Source organism: Streptomyces sp. iso_384 (assembly GCF_056172905.1).
Window position 1 is genome coordinate 5,028,368 of sequence record NZ_JBWBTT010000001.1, and the last position, 18,939, is coordinate 5,047,306.

The 18,939-nt window shown below is 72.7% G+C and carries 16 protein-coding genes, 1 pseudogene and 1 riboswitch; of the genes and pseudogenes, 8 read left to right on the forward strand and 9 right to left on the reverse strand.

The features are described 5' to 3' along the window. Positions 1 to 130: 130 nt before the first annotated feature. The gene (locus tag AC0VY3_RS22555; RefSeq protein WP_475550438.1) at positions 131 to 1,117 is read right to left on the reverse strand and encodes a LysR family transcriptional regulator; all 987 of its coding nucleotides are present in this window, start codon (positions 1,115 to 1,117) and stop codon (positions 131 to 133) included. 123 nt (positions 1,118 to 1,240) lie between these two features. On the opposite strand from AC0VY3_RS22555, the gene AC0VY3_RS22560 reads away from it, so the two are divergent. Continuing rightward, complete coding sequence (locus tag AC0VY3_RS22560; protein ID WP_475550439.1) at positions 1,241 to 1,936, forward strand: type 1 glutamine amidotransferase domain-containing protein; 696 nt, start codon at positions 1,241 to 1,243, stop codon at positions 1,934 to 1,936. Between the two features lie 31 nt (positions 1,937 to 1,967). On the opposite strand, the gene AC0VY3_RS22565 is transcribed toward AC0VY3_RS22560, so the two are convergent. Next, positions 1,968 to 2,336: a Zn-ribbon domain-containing OB-fold protein gene (locus AC0VY3_RS22565; RefSeq protein ID WP_103511790.1), complete on the reverse strand. Its 369-nt coding sequence runs from the start codon at positions 2,334 to 2,336 to the stop codon at positions 1,968 to 1,970. A gap of 147 nt (positions 2,337 to 2,483) precedes the next feature. Continuing rightward, positions 2,484 to 3,212 carry a TetR family transcriptional regulator gene (locus tag AC0VY3_RS22570; protein ID WP_103511791.1) on the reverse strand — a complete coding sequence of 243 codons (729 nt, stop codon included), beginning with the start codon at positions 3,210 to 3,212 and terminating at the stop codon, positions 2,484 to 2,486. 169 nt (positions 3,213 to 3,381) lie between these two features. Here AC0VY3_RS22570 and AC0VY3_RS22575 point away from each other — a divergent pair, with 169 nt between their 5' ends. After that, positions 3,382 to 4,167, forward strand: a complete 786-nt coding sequence (locus AC0VY3_RS22575) for an electron transfer flavoprotein subunit beta/FixA family protein (protein WP_103508625.1) — start codon at positions 3,382 to 3,384, stop codon at positions 4,165 to 4,167. Positions 4,168 to 4,229: 62 nt separating this feature from the next. Next, positions 4,230 to 5,192 (forward strand): electron transfer flavoprotein subunit alpha/FixB family protein, encoded by a 963-nt coding sequence (locus AC0VY3_RS22580; RefSeq protein ID WP_475549826.1) that lies wholly within the window; start codon positions 4,230 to 4,232, stop codon positions 5,190 to 5,192. A 61-nt stretch (positions 5,193 to 5,253) separates the two neighbouring features. Here AC0VY3_RS22580 and AC0VY3_RS22585 read toward each other — a convergent pair whose 3' ends face one another. The 5 genes and pseudogenes from AC0VY3_RS22585 to AC0VY3_RS22605 all read right to left on the reverse strand — a co-directional run. Continuing rightward, entirely contained in the window at positions 5,254 to 6,645 is a 1,392-nt protein-coding gene (locus AC0VY3_RS22585) for a lysine N(6)-hydroxylase/L-ornithine N(5)-oxygenase family protein (protein WP_475550440.1), read from the reverse strand. Between the two features lie 70 nt (positions 6,646 to 6,715). Then, a complete protein-coding gene (locus AC0VY3_RS22590) occupies positions 6,716 to 8,239 on the reverse strand; it encodes a pyridoxal phosphate-dependent decarboxylase family protein (RefSeq protein WP_475550441.1) in 1,524 nt (507 codons plus the stop codon). A 253-nt stretch (positions 8,240 to 8,492) separates the two neighbouring features. Beyond that, on the reverse strand, positions 8,493 to 9,419 hold the full coding sequence (locus AC0VY3_RS22595; protein WP_475550442.1) for an Imm49 family immunity protein: 927 nt from the start codon (positions 9,417 to 9,419) through the stop codon (positions 8,493 to 8,495). A 126-nt stretch (positions 9,420 to 9,545) separates the two neighbouring features. Further along, the gene (gene metE / locus AC0VY3_RS22600; protein ID WP_475550443.1) at positions 9,546 to 11,870 is read right to left on the reverse strand and encodes a 5-methyltetrahydropteroyltriglutamate--homocysteine S-methyltransferase; all 2,325 of its coding nucleotides are present in this window, start codon (positions 11,868 to 11,870) and stop codon (positions 9,546 to 9,548) included. Between the two features lie 165 nt (positions 11,871 to 12,035). Beyond that, positions 12,036 to 12,251: riboswitch (cobalamin riboswitch) on the reverse strand. A gap of 256 nt (positions 12,252 to 12,507) precedes the next feature. Then, positions 12,508 to 12,918 (reverse strand): annotated as a pseudogene (locus AC0VY3_RS22605) (MFS transporter); the annotation flags it as partial. Between the two features lie 159 nt (positions 12,919 to 13,077). Here AC0VY3_RS22605 and AC0VY3_RS22610 point away from each other — a divergent pair. Then, complete coding sequence (locus AC0VY3_RS22610; protein ID WP_103510236.1) at positions 13,078 to 13,275, forward strand: hypothetical protein; 198 nt, start codon at positions 13,078 to 13,080, stop codon at positions 13,273 to 13,275. A 79-nt stretch (positions 13,276 to 13,354) separates the two neighbouring features. Here AC0VY3_RS22610 and cobF read toward each other — a convergent pair whose 3' ends face one another. After that, positions 13,355 to 14,146 (reverse strand): precorrin-6A synthase (deacetylating), encoded by a 792-nt coding sequence (cobF, locus tag AC0VY3_RS22615; protein ID WP_475550444.1) that lies wholly within the window; start codon positions 14,144 to 14,146, stop codon positions 13,355 to 13,357. A 61-nt stretch (positions 14,147 to 14,207) separates the two neighbouring features. Between cobF and AC0VY3_RS22620 the strand changes: the two genes are divergently transcribed. From AC0VY3_RS22620 to AC0VY3_RS22635, 4 genes are all read left to right on the forward strand, one after another. After that, the gene (locus AC0VY3_RS22620) at positions 14,208 to 14,558 is read left to right on the forward strand and encodes an ArsR/SmtB family transcription factor (protein ID WP_103510238.1); all 351 of its coding nucleotides are present in this window, start codon (positions 14,208 to 14,210) and stop codon (positions 14,556 to 14,558) included. 109 nt (positions 14,559 to 14,667) lie between these two features. Next, positions 14,668 to 16,029, forward strand: a complete 1,362-nt coding sequence (locus AC0VY3_RS22625; protein WP_475550445.1) for an MFS transporter — start codon at positions 14,668 to 14,670, stop codon at positions 16,027 to 16,029. A gap of 83 nt (positions 16,030 to 16,112) precedes the next feature. Continuing rightward, complete coding sequence (locus AC0VY3_RS22630; RefSeq protein ID WP_242737962.1) at positions 16,113 to 17,177, forward strand: lipoate--protein ligase family protein; 1,065 nt, start codon at positions 16,113 to 16,115, stop codon at positions 17,175 to 17,177. An 85-nt stretch (positions 17,178 to 17,262) separates the two neighbouring features. Then, entirely contained in the window at positions 17,263 to 18,912 is a 1,650-nt protein-coding gene (locus AC0VY3_RS22635) for an FAD-dependent monooxygenase (protein WP_103510241.1), read from the forward strand. The last annotated feature ends 27 nt before the right edge of the window (positions 18,913 to 18,939 follow it).

An 18,939-nucleotide genomic window follows, 5' to 3' on the forward strand; every position in this document is an offset into this window, starting at 1 on the left:
AGCAACGGGCGCACCCCCGCATCGGCGGCGAGGCCCGGGTCGTCCTTGGCGCGGACGGGGCCCGGGGCCGTCGCGGGAACACTGGCGGCCGTCCTGCCGCACGCCCTCTTCGCCGTCGCCGACCGGCCGCTCACCACGCGCGGGCGGCCCCGGTCAGCAGGTCCCGCACCCGCGCCACCTGGGGGTTGACGGCGGACCCGGGGCGCTGCACCAGGTACGCGGTGTTGATCGGCGGGTCCTCGGGGGCGTACAGCTCCACGAGGGCGCCCGAGGCGAGTTCGTCCGCGCAGAGGTAGCGCGGCAGCACCGTGAACCCGGCCCCCGCCACCACGGCGGCGAGCACCCCGCGCAGGTCGGGCACGGTGACGGCGGCCCGGCAGTCGAGGCGGCGGCCGAAGACGTGGCGCCAGTAGCGGCGGGCGATGGGCAGATCCTCGGCGTACGTCACCAGCGGCAGGCCGTGCAGCGCGCCCGGGCCCTCGGCCGCGATGCGTTCCGGTCCCCCGGTCCGGGCGGCCCAGTGCGGGGCGGCCGTCAGGACGAACTCCTCGTCCATCAGCGGCACCGCGGACAGCGTCCGGCCGCGCGGCCGGGCGGTCGCGACGACCAGGTCGTGGCGGCCGGCGCGCAGCTCGTCCAGGAGCGGATCGGTGAGCCCGGTCGCGCCGCGCAGCAGCAGCCCGTCCGCGACCAGCGGGGCCAGCGCGGGCAGCACCCGCAGGCACATCAGCTCGGCGGGACCCGCCAGATGGACGGGGTCGGCCGGGCGCTCACCGGCCGGGACCGTATCGCCCGTGACCTCGGCCAGGGCGTCCAGCGGGGCGACGATCCGGGCCGCCAGCTCATCCGCGTACGGCGACGGGGCGACCCCGCGCGGCAACCGCTGGAACAGCTCCCGGCCCACCTGCCGCTCCAGGGCGCGCATCTGGGCGGTGACCGTGGGCTGGGACAGGCCGAGCAGCCGGGCGGCGGCGGTGAAGGACCCCGAGCGGTGCACGGCGAGGAAGGTGCGCAGCAGATTCAGATCGGCTGGACCAGCCGACTGCCCGCCTGTACCCGAGTGAGCGTCCGCCGGACGGCCCAGCCCGGCGAACCCATCAGGATCCTTATTTCTCATAGCTGCCAGCCTATTGGAAACCTATGGGCGATCCGTCCTACGGTCGCATGAGTCAGCCCTCACCGGGACTCCCCCACACGCTCGATCCCGCACACTCTCTCTCGACCTACGGAGACGTACGACATGGCAAAGATCCTTTTCGTGGTGACCGGCGCGGACCACTGGACCCTGGCGGACGGCACGAAGCACCCCACGGGCTTCTGGGCCGAGGAGGCCGTGACCCCGTACGAGACCCTCACCGCCGCCGGTCACGAGGTGGTCGTCGCCACCCCCGGCGGCGTCGTTCCGACCGTGGACCGAGGCAGCCTGGCGCCCGAGTTCAACGGCGGCCAGGAAGGGGCCGACCGGGTAGCCGCCGCACTGGACGGATTCGCGGAGCTGCGGCGGCCCGTCGCGCTGGAGGACGTGGACCTGGACGCGTACGACGCGGTCTTCTACCCCGGCGGCCACGGCCCGATGGAGGACCTCGCGGTGAACGAGGCCTCCGGCCGGCTGCTCGCCGACACGCTGGCCTCGGGCAAGCCGCTCGGCGTGGTCTGCCACGGTCCGGCGGCCCTGCTGGCCGCGACCGGCCCCGACGGCGGACACGCGTTCGCCGGGTACCGGCTGACCGGTTTCACCAACACCGAGGAGACCCAGGCGGGCCTCGCGGAGAAGGCCAAGTGGCTGCTCCAGGACCGGCTGGTGGAGCTGGGCGCGGACTTCCAGGAGGGCGAGCCCTGGGCCCCGTTCATCATCACCGACCGGAACCTGATCACTGGTCAGAACCCGTCCTCCTCCGCCCCGTTGGCCGCCGAACTGCTCAGCCGACTCGGCTGACGGGCGCGGCGAGGCCTCAGGCCCCGCCCGTTCAGACCCAGTCCCGCCGTGCGGGCGGCTCGCAGAGTTCCAGCACGACCGCACCCGTCTCCGGCTCGTCCCCGGAGACGGGCCGCACGCGCGCTCCGACCGTCACCAGATGCGGTGCCGCCCCCACGATCCGGCAGCGGAAGACGAACCCTTCGGAGAACCGCACCAGGGACTCGTTGCGCGCGGCCTCGGTGTAGCGGTGGACCACGGCGGTGCGGACGACCACGCCGTGGCCGGTGGTGCGTTCAGGCTCCAGTTCGCTCGACGCGCACACCGGGCACAGCAACCGCCGGAACGAGGCGGTGCCGCACCAACGGCAGCGGTGGTAGGAGAGGCCGCACTCCTCGTGCGCCTTCTGGACGGTGCCCATTCCTGTCTGGGACACGGCTCGACCCCCTGCGCTCGACTCGGACGCGCCGCACCTGCACTGCCGGCGCGTCCGCACCATATGGCACTCAGTGCCGGACAGTAAAGGCACTGAGTGCCCATTGGTACACGGCTCTCGCCGCCGCGGCGCTCAGTTCTCGCCGACGGCGGCCTCGATCTGCTGCACGACGCGCCACATCGGAGTCCCTTTCCGCGCCACCATCACGACCACCTCACCGTCGGCGGAGACGGGCAGCGAAGCGGCCGCGCCGGACATCTCCACCGCCTCCCGCTCCGGCCGCGCCGAGACCGGGGCCACCTCGTCGACGGGTCGCGCCCACACCTCGCGCACCAGGTCGAGCGCATGATCGACAGCCTCCTCGGGGTCGCCCTCGCCACCCGAACGCAGCCACAGCCGCAGCCCGTTGTTGTGCGCGGCGACCACGGACGCCGCGATCACCTCGGCCCGCAACTCCCCGTCGCCGCCCTCGCCGAACCGGCCCCGCAGATGCCCGGCGAGGGTCTGTTCGTAACGGCGCACCACGGACAGCTCGTACGTCCGCAGCCCCGGCACCTCCCGGGTGAGGCGGTAGCGCTGCACGGAGAACTCGGGGTTGGCCGCGTACATCCGCAGCACGATGCGCGCGGCGTCGCACACCGCGCCGACCGGGTCGCTGTCGTCGACGGCCGCCAGGAACTCGGTCATCTCGGCGAGGCAGCGCTCGTGGTCCGGGAAGACCGCGTCCTCCTTGGACGGGAAGTAGCGGAAGAACGAGCGCCGCCCCACCCCGGCCCGGGCCACGATGTCGTCCACGGTCGTCCGCTCGAAGCCCCGCTCCAGGAACAGCTGGAAGGCCGCCTGGGCGAGCACCTCCCGCATGGGCGCCTTCTTCTCGGGTCCTCGTGCCTCGCTCATGCGGCGAAACGTAGCACCGGAACGGCACTTTTGGCACTGCGTACCTTTACAGAGGGTACTGAGTGCCATATTGTCGTCACCACTACGAACGACACCCAGGTGGGACCACACCCAGGTAGGCAGGAGAGCCGGCGTGAGCTTGAGGATCGTTGTCTGTGTGAAGTACGTGCCCGACGCGACCGGTGACCGGCATTTCGCCGATGACCTGACGCTGGACCGTGAGGATGTCGACGGTCTGTTGTCGGAGCTGGACGAGTACGCGGTCGAGCAGGCGTTGCAGATCGCTGACGAGGCTGATGATGCGGAGATCACCGTGGTGACGGTGGGTCCGGAGGATGCCAAGGATGCGTTGCGCAAGGCGTTGTCGATGGGTGCGGACAAGGCGGTTCACGTCGAGGACGACGATCTGCACGGCACGGATGTGATGGGGACGTCGCTGGTGCTGGCGAAGGCGGTGGAGAAGGCCGGCTATGACCTGGTGATCTGCGGTATGGCTTCGACGGACGGTGTGATGGGTGTGCTGCCGGCTCTGCTGGCGGAGCGTCTGGGTGTGCCGCAGGTGACGCTGCTGTCCGAGGTTGCGGTCGCCGATGGTGTGGTGACGGGGCGTCGTGACGGTGACACCGCGTCGGAGCGGCTGGAGGCGTCGTTGCCGGCGGTGGTGTCGGTGACGGACCAGTCGGGTGAGGCGCGGTACCCGTCGTTCAAGGGGATCATGGCGGCGAAGAAGAAGCCGGTGGAGTCGCTGGATCTGGGGGATCTGGGTCTGGAGGCGGACGAGGTGGGTCTGGCGGGTGCGTGGACGGCGGTGGATTCCGCGACGGAGCGTCCGGCGCGTACGGCGGGCACGATCGTGAAGGACGAGGGTGAGGGCGGCAAGCAGCTCGCCGAGTTCCTCGCGGGCCAGAAGTTCATCTAGGTCCCCTCTTCCTCTCTTCCCTCCCTCTCTCTCGTTTCTTCTCTCGTCTGGAGTGCGTTGTCATGGCTGAAGTTCTTGTTCTGGTCGATCATGTGGACGGGGCGGTCCGTAAGCCCACGCTGGAGCTGCTGACGCTGGCGCGTCGGATCGGTGACCCGGTCGCGGTGGCGCTGGGTGCGGGTGCGGAGGCGGCCGCGGGTGTGCTGGGTGAGCACGGTGCGGTGAGGGTGCTGACCGCCGATGCCCCGGAGTTCGCGGACTATCTGGTGGTTCCGAAGGTCGACGCGCTGCAGGCCGCATTCGAGGCGGTCTCGCCGGTGGCGGTGCTGGTGGTGTCGTCCGCGGAGGGCAAGGAGATCGCCGCGCGTCTCGCGCTGCGGATCGGCTCGGGGATCATCACCGACGCCACCGATCTGGAGGCCGACACGAAGGGTCCGGTCGCGACGCAGGCGGCGTTCGCCGCTTCGTACACGACCAAGTCGCGGGTCTCCAGGGGCGTCCCGGTGATCACGGTGAAGCCGAACTCCGCCCCGGTCGAGCCGGCTGTGGCCGCCGGTGCCGTCGAGGCTCTGTCGGTGTCGTTCAGCGCGACCGCGACGGGCACGAAGGTGGTCTCGCGTACGGCGCGTGAGTCGACGGGGCGCCCGGAGCTGACCGAGGCGGCGATCGTGGTCTCGGGTGGCCGTGGGGTCAACGGGGCGGAGAACTTCCCCGTGATCGAGGCGCTCGCGGACTCGCTGGGTGCCGCGGTGGGTGCCTCGCGTGCGGCGGTGGACGCGGGCTGGTATCCGCACACCTCGCAGGTCGGGCAGACGGGTAAGTCGGTCTCGCCGCAGCTGTACATCGCTTCGGGTATCTCGGGGGCGATCCAGCACCGGGCGGGTATGCAGACCTCGAAGACGATCGTCGCGATCAACAAGGACGCCGAGGCCCCGATCTTCGAGCTCGTCGACTACGGCGTCGTCGGCGACCTCTTCGCCGTCGTTCCCCAGCTCACCGAAGAGATCAACACCCGCAAGGGCTGATCACTCGCACCACCCCGCCCCGGGCCGCACGGTGAACCCACCGTGCGGCCCGGCCGCGTCGTCAGCGTCGTTCCTCGGCCGGGCGTGACGGCGGGTCCAGCTCCTCGCGGTCCTGGGCTCCGAGGCCGAACGTGGTGAAGGCCGTGCGCTCGGGCAGCGGATAGAACTCCTTGCCCGTCAGCGCGTTGACGATGACGGCGGAGCGCCAGGCGGCCAGGCCCAGGTCCGGTGCTCCGACGCCGTGCGTGTGCCGTTCGGCGTTCTGCACGAACACGGAACCGGCGATCTCCGGTGCGAGGACGAGCCGTTGGGCCGCGTCGACCTGCGGACGCCCGGCCCCGTCGCGGACGATGTACGGGTCGAGAGCGGCGAGCAGGGTGTCGACGGGACGCTCCCGGTAGCCGGTGGCGAGGACGACGGCGTCGGTGACGAGCCGGCCCCGCGTCTCCTGCTGGCCGTGCTCCACAATCAGTTCGATGCGCCCCTCCCCGGTGGTGGCCGCACCGGTGACCTCGATGCCGGGGGTCAGTGTGACGTCGGGCCAGCCACCGCCGAGGCTGCGCCGGTACAGCTCGTCGTGGATGTCTCCGAGCGTGTCCCCGCTGACGCCCTTGTACAGCTGCCACTGCCGGGGCAGGAGCCGGTCCCGGGTGGCCTGCGGAAGTCCGTGGAAGTAGCGGGTGTAGTCGGGGGTGAACTGCTCCAGGCCGATCTTGCTGTACTCCATGGGCGCGAACGCGGGCGTACGGGCCAGCCAGGTCAGCCCCTCCGCCCCCTCTGGCCGGGCCCGCAGCAGGTCCAGCAGGACTTCGGCGCCCGACTGGCCCGAGCCGACGACGGTGATGTGACGGGCGGCCAGCAGCCGGTTCCGCTGGGCGAGGTAGTCCGCGGAATGCAGCACGACGGCAGCCGGATCCTGGACGAGATCCCGCAGTGGCTCCGGGACATACGGTGCCGTGCCGACACCCAGGGCGAGGTTGCGGGCGTGGGTGAGCCCGGTCGACAGGGTCTCCCCGTCCGGGTCCAGCCGGGTGAACTCCACGGCGAACGCGCCCTGTCCGGGATCCCAGGCCACCGTGTCCACGCGGTGGCCGAAGCGGGTGGCGGGGAGTTCGGTGCTCACCCAGCGCAGATAGCTGTCGAACTCGGAGCGGTGGATGTGGAAGCGCTCGGCGAAGTAGAAGGGGAAGAGTCTGCAGCGGATCTTGATGTAATTGAGGTAGGACCAGGGGCTGGTGGGCTCGACCAGGCTCACCAGGTCGGCCAGGAAAGGCACTTGGAGGGTCGCTCCCTCGATGAGCAGCCCGGGGTGCCAGTGGAAGGCGGCGCGCTGTTCGTGGAAGACGGTGCGCAGGCCCGGTACACCGTCGGCGAGCGCGGCGAGCGAGAGGTTGAAGGGCCCCGCCCCCACTCCCAGCAGATCGAGGGGCGACGTGCGCGGTCCGGGCGTCATCGGGTTCCTCCGGCGGGGGTCACGGGGGCGGCGGTAAATCGTCCCGGGCGAGTCGTGCGCATCGTCGACATCATGGCGACAGCCTTTCCGCCCCGGCGGCTTGGGTACCTTCGGCCGCCGAGGCTTCGCTCACAGCACGGCCCGCCGCCGCTGTGACCAGGTCGAGCAGTGGAAGCAGGTCGGCCGTCGCGGCGTTCGGGTGCAGCAGGGTGGCCTTCAGCCACAGGCGGCGCCGGCCGTCGCCGTCCTCCGCCACCGCCCGGCCGAGCACGGCACGTCCCTCGGCGAGCAGAATCCGGCGGACGGCGGCGACCACGGCGTCGCCCGCCTCCTCGGGCAGCGCGTCGGCCACCGTCGGCCGGAACAGCACGGTGCTGATGCCGATCCCGCCGGGCCGGCGGCGCAGTGCGGGTCGCGCGTCGACGGCTTCGCCGAACTCATGGGCCGTCCGCACGCAGTGCTCCACCAGATCGCCGAGTCCCCGGCGGCCGAGCGCCCGGAAGGTGACCGCCATCTTCAGGGCGTCGGGGCGTCGCGTGGTGCGGATCGAGCGGCCCAGCAGGTCCGGGAGTCCGGCCTCGGTGTCGTCGTCGGCGTTGAGGTAGTCGGCGCGCAGGGACAACGGCGTGAGCATTCCGGCGTCCGCGACGGCCAGCACCCCGGCGGCGACCGGCTGCCAGCCGAGTTTGTGCAGGTCGAACGTTACGGAGGCGGCGTGCTCCAGGCCCGCGAGCAGCGGGGCCAGCCGCTCGCTGAACAGCAGCGGCCCCCCGTACGCGGCGTCGACATGGAGCTGGGCCGTGTGCCGTTCGGCGATCCGGGCGATCTCCGGGAGCGGGTCGATGCGCCCCTCGTCGGTGGTCCCTGCGGTGGCGACGACCAGGAGCGGCGCTCCGGCGAGGCCGGTCAGGGCACGGTCGAGGGCGGCCAGGTCGATCACGCCGTCGCGGCAGGCCACGACCGTGGGGGCGGGCAGTCCGAGCATCCAGGCGGCACGGTGGACGCTGTGGTGGGCGTTGGCGCCGGTCACCACCCGCAGCGGTCCGGGCGTCGCCCGTTCCCGGGCGAGGAGGAGGGCGACGAGGTTGGACTCGGTGCCGCCGCTGGTGATGAGCGCGTCGGGGGCGGGGGCCGTCGGGTGGACGAGCTGGGCGATGGCGGCCGTGGTCAGCTCCTCGATCACCCCGGCGGCGGGCGCCTGGTCCCAGGAGTCCATCGAGGGGTTGAGGGCCGCCCCCGCCAGGTCCGCCGCGACCGCCACCGCGAGCGGCGGGCAGTGCAGATGGGCGGCGCAGGCGGGGTCGGCCGGGTCGGCGGCCCCTTCCGCGACCGCGCGGACCACGTCCGCGAGCGCTGCCTCGGCGCCGACGCCCTCCTCCGGCAGCACCGGGGAGCAGAGGGCGCGGGTACTCAGGGCCACGGCCCCGGGTCCTCCGGCGGGCAGCGGGCCGCCCCGGGCCCGGGGTGCGTACTCCAGTGCGTCCAGGACGATCGTGGTGAGGTCCCGCAGCCGCCCGGGCCCGTCCGCACCGCCCGCGAGAAGGCCCGCCCGTACGCCCTGTGCGCCGGGCGCCGACGGCGTACCGGCGCTCACACCCCACGCTCCAGGGGCGGTTCACCGGATGGTGGGAGCTGAGCAGGTGGCATGGCGAAGCCCTTCGGTCAAAGTGCGCGGCGGGTCGGGCGGGAGCGATGTCCGCACGCAGGGCGGTACCGGGGGCGGGAAGAAGATCCACCACCGGACATCCGCTGGTTAGGCTAACCTAACTTCGAGGGGCGCGGGACGGTGGCCCGCCGGGCCATGGAGGCTACTTCGCTTACCAGGAGACCGGGTTGCCGGGCCCTGCCTATGCCGCCCGGCGCAACGCGTCGGTGGTTCCCTGCAGTTCGGGCGGCAGATAGCTGGAGCGGACGCCGAGCTCCCACCCATGCACCTGCACCGCGAGCGCGGCCAGGGCGAGGGCGTCGAGCGGCAGCAGGGTGCGGGGCGCGGGAGCGGGCCCCTGGTTCTCCCGATAGGTGTCGAGCCGGTCCGCCAACGCCGCTTCGAACGCGTGCTGTTCGTCGTCGAGGAGGACGCGCAGCAGTCGCTGATCGGGGGTCGGCGTGCCCGCGGCGTCCAGTGCGGCGGCCGCCCGTTCCCGCTCGTCGGCTGCCGGCCGGCGCAGCGGCACCGTGGGCCAGTGCCGGGGCAGATGGCCCTCCGCCTCGCGCAGGTAGAGGCTGAGTGCGTCCATCGCCACGAGGTCCACCGGGTCCGATGCGGAGGTGAGCGGGGAGTACGGAACGCCCTCGTGGATCGCGGGCGCGTAGTCGTTCCGCAGGAGCAGTCCGATCACCCGCCGCCAGTCCAGCACGAGGCCGCTGACCAGGCAGACGGCGAAGGCGTCGAGCCAGGTCCGCGCGGAGGGGGCGTGCGCTCCCGCGTGGCCGATGGCGGCGCCGAAGGACATGTCCTCGGTGCTGAGCTGCTCGCCGATCAGCGGGAAGGGGATCTCCTGGTCGCCGTCGGGGAAGCAGCTGACGCTCAACTCCCCCAGGCGGCACTCGGCCGCCGTGCGCAGCGCGGCGCGTGCCACATCGTCGAGCGCGGCTCCCTGCCCGGTGCGGGCGGCGACGTGGTCGAGCAGTTCGGCGGCCGCTTCGGCCATGCGCCGCGGGGCCGGGTCGCCGTGGCGCATTCCGTGCCACCGGCCCGCGGTGCGCCCGACGATGCCTTCCGACGCTTCGTCCAGCCGCCGGGCGTCCACCTCATGACACGTCACTTCCCGCACGTACCCCGCCCTTTCGTGATCTTCGATCCGGAAGCGGCACGCTATCAGCGGGCTCGGACATGACCCGGCCCCGACGGGTACGGCCCGGTGCGGGAGCGGCGGTGGCCGCTCCCGCACCGGGCGCGATCACGCCGCTTCGGTGGGCAGCTCCGCGCGGACCTGCCGCGCGGCGGCGACCAGGTTCTCCAGGGAGGCCCGGGTCTCGGGCCAGCCTCGGGTCTTCAGGCCGCAGTCGGGGTTCACCCACAGGCGCCCGGCCGGAATGGCCTCAAGTCCTGTGCGCAGCAGGGCCACTGCCTCCTCGGCGCCGGGAATGCGCGGGGAGTGGATGTCGTAGACGCCGGGTCCGGCCTCGCGGGGATAGCCGTGGGCGGCCAGTTCGCGGGCGACCTGCATGTGGGAGCGGGCCGCCTCCAGGCTGATGACGTCGGCGTCGAGGTCGTCGATGGCCTGGACGATGTCGCCGAACTCCGCGTAGCACATGTGGGTGTGGATCTGGGTGTCCGGCCGCACCCCGGCGGTGGCGAGCCGGAAGGACTCGGTCGCCCACTCCAGGTACGCGGTGTGCTCGGCGGTCCGCAGCGGAAGCGTCTCGCGCAGTGCGGGCTCGTCGACCTGGATGACCGAAGTGCCGCTCGCCTCCAGGTCGTTGACCTCGTCGCGCAGGGCGAGGGCGACCTGGCGGGCGGTGTCGACGAGCGGCTGGTCGTCCCGGACGAAGGACCAGGCGAGCATGGTGACCGGGCCGGTGAGCATGCCCTTGACGGGGCGCTCGGTCAGCGACTGCGCGTACGTGGTCCAGCGCACGGTCATCGGCTCGGGGCGCGAGATGTCGCCCGCGAGGACCGGCGGGCGGACGTAGCGGGTGCCGTAGGACTGCACCCAGCCGTGCTGGGTGGCGAGGTAGCCGGTGAGCTGCTCGGCGAAGTACTGCACCATGTCGTTGCGTTCGGGCTCGCCGTGCACCAGGACGTCGAGTCCGGCCTTCTCCTGGAAGGAGAGGACCTCGCGGATCTCGTCCTTGATCCGGTCCTCGTAGCCGGCCTCGTCGATCCGGCCGGCCCGCAGGTCGGCCCGCGCGGTGCGCAGTTCGGTGGTCTGCGGGAAGGAGCCGATGGTGGTGGTCGGCAGCAGCGGCAGCCCGAGGTGGGCGCGCTGGGCGACGGTGCGTTCGGCATACGGCTGCGAGCGGCGGCCGTCGGCGTCGGTGATGGCCGCCGTACGGGCCCGGACGGCCGGGTCGCGGGTGATGGCGGCATCGGCGCGGGAGGCCAGGTCGGCCCGGTTGGCGGCGAGGTCGGCGGCGATGGCCTCGGTGCCGTCGGACAGACCGCGCGCCAGGACGACGATCTCCTGGGTCTTCTGCTTGGCGAAAGCGAGCCAGCGGGCGACCTGCGGGTCGATGTCGCTCTCCGCCGCGGCGTCCAGCGGGACGTGGAGGAGGGAGCTGGAGGCGGAGACGTCGACGTGGTCCGCCAGGCCGAGGAGCGTGCCGAGGGTGGCGAGCGACTTCTCGTAGTCGTTGATCCAGATGTTGCGGCCGTTGACGACACCGGCGACCAGGCGCTTGCCGGGCAGTCCGCCGGCCGCCGCGAGGTCGTCGAGGTTTCCGGCGCCGGACTCGGTGAGGTCGAGCGCGAGACCGTCGACGGGGGCCTTGGCCAGGACCGGCAGCGCCTCGCCGAGCCGCCCGAAGTAGGAGGCGACCAGCAGCTTCGGCCGGTCGGCGAGTCCGCCGAGCTCGCGGTAGGCGCGGGCCGCGGCGTTCAGCTCGGCCGGGGTGCGGTCCTGGACGAGGGCGGGCTCGTCGAGCTGCACCCATTCCGCGCCGGCCGCCCGGAGGTCGGCGAGGACCTCGGCGTACACGGGGAGCAGCCGGTCCAGCAGGGTCAGCGGCTCGAAGTCCGCGGCCGCACCGGGGGCCGCCTTGGCGAGCAGGAGGTAGGTGACGGGGCCGACGAGCACCGGGCGCGGGGTGTGGCCGAGCGCGAGGGCCTCCTTGAACTCCGCGACCTGCTTGGCGGAGTCGGCGGTGAAGACCGTGTCCGGACCCAACTCGGGCACCAGGTAGTGGTAGTTGGTGTCGAACCACTTCGTCATCTCCAGCGGCGCGACATCCTGCGTGCCGCGGGCCATGGCGAAGTAGCCGTCGAGGGCGTCGGCGCGGACCGCTTCGCGGTGCCGCTCGGGGACAGCGCCGACCATGACGCTGGTGTCCAGGACATGGTCGTAGTACGAGAAATCACCGGTCGGCACCTCGTGGACGCCGGCCTCGGCGAGCTGCTCCCAGGTACCCCGGCGCAGTTCGGCGGCGGTCTGCCGGAGGGTGTCCGCGGTGACGCGGCCCTTCCAGTAGCCCTCGATGGCCTTCTTCAGTTCACGGTTCTGACCCTGGCGGGGGTAGCCGTACACGGTGGCCCGTGCTGCCGCGGCTGCGGGCTTCGCTGTCACGTGACTCTCCTTCGCGAGCGTGTCTGCTGTGCAGATCCCGGAACGGGACGCGGACGCGAAGGGATGACGCATCGGGCGGACGCCGGGACACCTGGAACCGTGTCCGTCCACCTGATGGTTACGCCGACCCGCCCACGAGGTCACCGAGATCTCCGCACGCGAACGGTCGCGTGCGGGCAGCGGGCAGGTCTTCGGACTCGCGGGCACGTCTGCCGGAGGCGGACACCTACTGGCCGTCGCTTCCCAGACCCGGCCGGGCCCAGTGCGTATGACGGCGGTCGTTCCCACTCACCGCTGCGGGGCAGTCCCGGATTCCCACCGGGTTCCCTCTTACGACACCCTGTCTGGCGGACAGGGCGAACCAGCTGCACCGGTCACCCTAAGGGGGCGACCGCCGGGCGCACACCGTAGTTCACACTTCGGACGGTGATGTGAGACACGGGACGGCGGTTTCCGGCCGTCCGCGATCCGCGTCGCCCGAGGACGGTCCGCGTCGCCCGAGGGCGGTCCGGTGCGCCGGCGCGTGCCCGGCAGCAGCGCGCGGGGACCAGCGCAAGCGCGGCCGTCGCGGCGGGCACCAGGAGCGCCGCCCCCATCGCCCCTCCCGCCGCTCCGCCTGTCCGGCCCCGGCGGCGGGCAGCAGACCGGCGGCGGCCGCCACCGCTATGGCGCTGGTCGGCAGGGCGACCGGCAGGCCGAGCCGGTCCGGCGGGTGGACCTGGCGCAGCAGGGCCGGCGTCGTCGGCTGCGACAGGGCTCCGAACACTCCTTGTACGGCGCGCAGCGCGATGGCCCAGCCGACCGATGGCGCCACGGCGATGACCATGGACGCGGCCCCGAAGTCGAGCGATCCGTTCAGGAGCAGGCGGGTGTGGCCGTACCGGTCGCCCAGCCGTCCGGCGAGGACGAGAAGACTCGCCACCGCGAGGGGGTAGGCCGTACTCGTCCACCGCACCTGGGCCAGGGATGGACAGTGTCTACTCGATGGGCGTGGGCGCCACGGGCCTTCCGCGCCCGTACCGCCGTTCGTCACGCGCTCCCTGACCACCGGTCAGCCGTGGACCTCGACTGCGCGGAGGCAGTGACCCAGATGTAACCGAATGGCGTAGAGAACGCGGAACCACGGAGCGTCACAAGCCGTTCTTCTTCCCACTACACGGCCGCCGGACCCCCGGCGACGTTCGACCAGAGGAAAGGAAAACGCCCTATGAAGAAGACCGTCGGATGGGCCCAGGACGGCGACGACTGGACGATCACGGTGAACGGCACGCTGTATCGCGCGATCGAGCGGCCGGCGGACGGCCGGGTGCACAACTATCTGGTGCGGGGCGACGACCTGACCGCCGAGTGCCCGAGCCTGGGGCACGGGCTCGGCGTGATCCGGGCGCACGAGACCCGGCGCTGACACCCCGCCGGTCCGACGACGAGGTGCGGAGGCCGCTGCCGCCCGCGCCTCGACGTGGACCCGTCGCCCGTCCGTGTCGTCAGGCGTCCGTGGCGTCCGGTGCCGGGCGCAGCAGATAGGTGTCCATGATCCAGCCGTGCCGCTCGCGGGCCTCCGCGCGCAGCCGGCTGATCCGTTCGGCCACCTCGTCGAGCGGCCCGGAGACGAGGATCTCGTCCGGGGTGCCGATGTACGCGCCCCAGTGGATCCACAGCCCCCTGCCCGTCAGATGGGTGAAGGTCTCATGGCCGTCGAGCATCACGACGATGTCGACGTCGTCCCTGGGAAAGCCCTGGGCCAGCCGCCGGCCGGGGGTGATGTGGATGGGGCGGCCGACCCCGTTCAGGGTGACGCGGTGCCGGGCGGCGAGGGCGGAGACGCTGCTGATGCCGGGGATCACCTCATGGCCGAATTCCACCGTGCCACGGCCCCGGATGTCGTCGAGGATCGCGAGGGTGCTGTCGTACAGCGACGGGTCGCCCCACACCAGGAAGGCTCCGCACTGCCCCGGCGCGAGCTCATCGACGATCAGGCGTTCGCAGATGTCGGCGCGGCGCTGCCGCCAGTCGTGCACCGCCGAGGCGTAGCGCCCGCCGTCCTGCTGGGTGCGGTCCCGCCACGGGTCCTCGGCCTCCACGACGCGGTAGGGGCCGGTGAGGTGTTCGTCCAGGATGTCCCGCCGCAGCCGGGTCAGGGACTCCTTCTCCTTGCCCTTGCCGAGCACGAAGAAGACGTCGGCCCGGCGCATGGCCTTCACCGCGGCGAGGGTCAGATGGTCGGGATCTCCGGCGCCCATGCCGATGACGAGGACGTGGCGCGGTGTGTGGCTCATGTCGGCCGATCATGCCAGGGGCGAGCACATATTCGACCATCGGCGGCCTACGATGTGCGGCATGAGCGCGAGCACGCATCAAGCAGGTGCACGCAGTGCGCAGGAGCGGGCCGAGCGGCTGGCGACGGCCGTCTCGGTCCTCACTCTGCTCGCGGACGGCACCCGGCTGGCGCTGCTGGAGCAGCTCGGGCGCGGGGAGGCCGACGTCGGCACCCTCACCGAGGCGTGCGGCGCGGCGCGGCCCTCGGTCAGCCAGCATCTGGCCAAGCTCCGTCTGGCCGGCCTGGTGACCACCCGCAAGGACGGCCGCCGGGTCGTGTACAGCCTGCGCCACGGGCATCTGCGCCGGCTGGTGGAAGAGGCGTTGAACGTCGCCGACCACCAGATCGGCGCGCTGCCCCCGCACGACTGAGCCCCGGCCTCCCGCCGAGAGCAGCGGACCGACGAAAACATGTGCATAGGTACGCACGCGTTGTCTACGATGGTTCGGTCGCACCATGCCGCCGGCCGGGACGGGACCGATGCTGTCCGTACTGCGCAACCGCACCTACCGACGTCTGTTCACCGCCCAGGTCGTCGCCCTGACGGGGACCGGGCTCGCCACCGTGGCGCTGAGTCTGCTCGCGTACGACCTCGCCGGCGCGGGCGCATCGACGGTCCTGGGCACGGCGCTGACGATCAAGATGACCGCCTATGTCGGCATCGCCCCGGCGATCGCTGCGGTCGCGGACCGCATTCCCCGCCGGGCGCTGCTGATCTCGATGGACGTCGTGCGCGCGGGCGTCGCCCTGGCGCTGCCGTTCGTCACCGAGGTCTGGCAGATCTACGTACTGATCTTCCTGCTCCAGGCGGCTTCGGCGGCCTTCACGCCCACCTTCCAGGCCACCGTCCCCGAGGTGCTGCCCGCCGAGCGCGACTACACCCGGGCGCTGTCGCTCTCCCGGCTCGCCTACGACCTGGAGAGCCTGTTCAGCCCGGCTCTGGCCGCGGGCCTGCTGACCCTGGTCTCCTACAACTGGCTGTTCGCCGGAACCACCGTCGGCTTCCTGGCCTCCGCCGCCCTCGTCCTGTCCGTGGTCCTCCCCCGGCCCGCCCCCGTGGAGCGCACCGGCGGCGTCCACGCCAAGGCGCTCTTCGGCACCCGGCTGTTCTGGGTCACCCCCCGGCTGCGGGCGCTGCTGGCCCTCGATCTCGCGGTCGCCTCCGCCGGGGCGATCGTCTTCGTCAACACCGTCGTCGTGGTCCGCGACCACTTCGACCGCCCCGCCGGAGCCGTCTCCCTCGCGCTGGCCGCGTACGGCGCGGGATCCGTGCTGAGCGCGCTGCTCCTGCCGCGCCTGCTGCACCGCTTCGACGACCGCACCGTCATGCTCCCCGCCGCCTTCGCCCTCCCGCTGGTCCTGGCCGCCGTCGCCGCGCTGACCGCCCGCGCTCCGAGCACCGGGGCCTGGGCCGCGACACTGGCGGCCTGGGCCGCTGTCGGCGCGGCCTCCTCCGCCGTCCTCACCCCGGCCGGCCGGGTCATCCGGCGCTCCGCCACCGACGCGGACCTGCCGTCCGCCTTCGCCGCGCAGTTCTCCCTCTCGCACGGCTGCTGGCTGCTGACCTACCCGCTCGCCGGACTGCTCGCCGCCGGGGCCGGGCTCCCGGTCACCGCCGTGGTCCTCGGCTCCATCGCCCTGGCCTCGGCGGCGGCCGCCACCAGCTGGCCCGTCCACGACCCCACCCGGCTCGACCACGTCCACCGGGACCTGCCCGCCGGGCACCCGCACCTCGCCGAGGCCCTCCGCGGCCCGCACGGCTGGCAGCACCGCCACCACTACGTCATCGACCGGCATCACCACCGCTGGCCCGGGAAGACGGGCGCCGCACGGCGGGGATGATCCACCCTCTGACGCGCGTTATCTCCAGGTGTGTCCGGCTCATCGTCGAACCGGGCCACGGAACTGGAGCTGGAGGCGGCGCTGTGCACGGTGAGTACAAGGTTCCCGGCGGCAAGCTGGTCGTGGTGGACCTGGAGGTGGCGGGCGGGGCGTTGCGGAACGTCCGGGTCGCCGGGGACTTCTTCCTCGAACCGGACGAGGCGATCCTGGCGATCGACGCGGCGCTGGAGGGCGCCCCGGCCCACACCGACACGGCCGGGCTCGCGGCCCGGATCGAGGCCGCGCTGCCCGACTCCACGGTGATGCTGGGGCTGAGTGCGGAGGGCGTCGCCGTCGCCGTACGCCGGGCGCTCGCGCAGGCCACGGAGTGGAGCGACTACGACTGGCAGCTGATCCACGAGGCCCCGCAGTCGCCCGCGCTGCACATGGCGCTGGACGAGGTGATCACCGCCGAGGTCGCCGCGGGGCTGCGGCCGCCGACGCTGCGGGTCTGGGAGTGGGACGCACCCGCCGTGATCATCGGCAGCTTCCAGTCGCTGCGCAACGAGGTCGAGCCGGCCGGCGTCGAACGGCACGGCGTGAACGTCGTACGCCGGATCTCCGGCGGCGGCGCGATGTTCGCCGAGCCGAGCTCCACCATCACCTACTCGCTGGCCGTTCCGCAGTCGCTGGTGTCGGGCCTCTCCTTCGCCGACAGCTACGCCTATCTGGACGACTGGGTCCTCGAAGCCCTCGCCGACATGGGCATCAAGGCGTGGTACCAGCCGCTCAACGACATCGCCACCGAGGTCGGCAAGATCGCCGGGGCCGCGCAGAAGCGGATGGTCGGGCCGGACGGCGGGCCGGGCGCCGTGCTGCACCACGTGACGATGGCGTACGACATCGACGCCGACAAGATGCTGGAGGTCCTGCGGATCGGGAAGGAGAAGATGTCCGACAAGGGCACCCGGTCCGCGAAGAAGCGCGTCGACCCGCTGCGCCGGCAGACGGGGCTGCCCCGGCAGATCGTCATCGAGCGGATGATCGACTCCTTCCGCAAGCGCCACGGCCTCACCCCGGGAAGCGTGACGGAGGCGGAGCTGGCGCGCGCCGAGGAGCTCGTACGCACCAAGTTCGGTACGCCGGAGTGGACGGCCCGGGTGCCGTAGCCGGACCCTCGCCCGGGTGCCGGGAGCCTCCGGCGGCAGCACGATGGAGAGGACCGTACGCGGGGGCCCACGGCGGGAGGCCACGGTGGCACGCAGCGAATCGACCCATGTACTCGTCGCGGGAGCCGGCCCGGTCGGGCTGACGCTCGCCGCCGAGCTGCGGCGCGCGGGCGTCCGCTGCCGGATCGTGGACCGCCTCCCGGCCCGGCTGCCGTACGCCAAGGCGGTCGGTGTCCAGCCACGCACGCTGGAGCTCTTCGACCGGATGGGCGTGGTGCGGGACGTGCTGGACGCGGCGGTGCCGATGCGCGGTCAGCTGACGTACGTGAACGGGGCCGCGCAGGGCCGGATCGAGCTCGTGCTGCCGCCGGAGGTGCCGTACGGCTTCGCGGCACTGCCGCAGTACGCGACCGAAGGCGTCCTGGAGGAGTTCCTGGGGCGGTTCGGCACGGCGATCGAGCGGTCCACCGAGCTGGTGGGGTTCGACCAGGACGCCGACGGGGTGACCTGCCGGCTGACCACGGCGTCCGGGGGCGAGGAGGAGGTGCGGTCCCGGTTCCTGGTGGGGTGCGACGGGGCGCACAGCCTGGTCCGCAAGGGGCTCGGGCTGTCCTTCGAGGGCGGCGCGTTCCCGGAGGAGTACATGCTCGCCGATGTGGAGGTGGGCTGGGGGCTGCCGCCCGGGTACGCGGTGCGGTCGATGCACCGGGGCGAGGACGGCGCGACCGACGACCTGCTGGTCTGCATCCCGCTGCCGGGGGACGGCCGCTACCGCATGTCGATGCCGGCGCCGCCCGAGCTGTCCGCCGCACGGCGGGCCTCAGGCGCCGGGGCCGGTGACGGGGTGGTCCACGGGCTCGAAGGCGGCACGGCTCCCGCGCTCGCCGACATCCAGAAGGTGCTGGACCGGCTGGCTCCGGAGCCGGTCACGGCGTCAGCGCTGCGCTGGTCGTCGGTGTTCCGGATCAGCCACCGGCTGGTGGACCGCTACGGCGAGGGCCGGGTGTTCGTCGCCGGGGATGCGGCGCACATCCATCCGCCGACCGGCGCCCAGGGCATGAACACCGGGATCCAGGACGCCTGCAATCTGGCGTGGAAGCTGGCCCTGGCGGTCGGCGGAGCGGCGGGCCCGCAGGTCCTCGCCGGTTACGACGCCGAACGCCGCCCGGTCGGCGAGGAGGTCGTCGGGCGGACCGTCCGGCACGCCGCCGAAGGGGTCCAGGCCGATCCGACGGACCGGGAGACGCTGCTGCTCCGCGAGGCCCAGCTGCTCATCGGCTACCGGGACAGCCCGCTGGTGACGCCGCTGCCCCGGGCCGACGGGAGCGCGCCGGAGCCCGGCGACCGGGCTCCGGACTGCGGAGGGCTCACCGGCGACATCGCCGCCTATCCGATGCGGCTGTTCGACGTGCTGCGCGGGAGCGGGCACGTCCTGCTGGTGTACGGGTCGCACCCGGCCGGCGACTCCGTGTCCGATCTCGCCTCGGCGGCACGGGAGTCGTCCCACGGGCTGATGGAGACCCGCTGGATCCTGCCGGCCGACGCGACCGCTCCGCCGTCGCCCGTTCCCTGTCACCGGGACGGACTCGGCGAGTTCGCGCGGCGGTACGGGGCCGGGGAGGGGACGGCGTTCGTGGTGCGGCCGGACGGGTATCTGGGCGCCCGGCTCTGTCCTCCGACGGTACGGGAGCTGGCGTCGGCGCTCGGGAGGGTCTTCGACGCCGGCTCCACGTAGGGGCCGACCGGTCCTGGCAGGTGACCG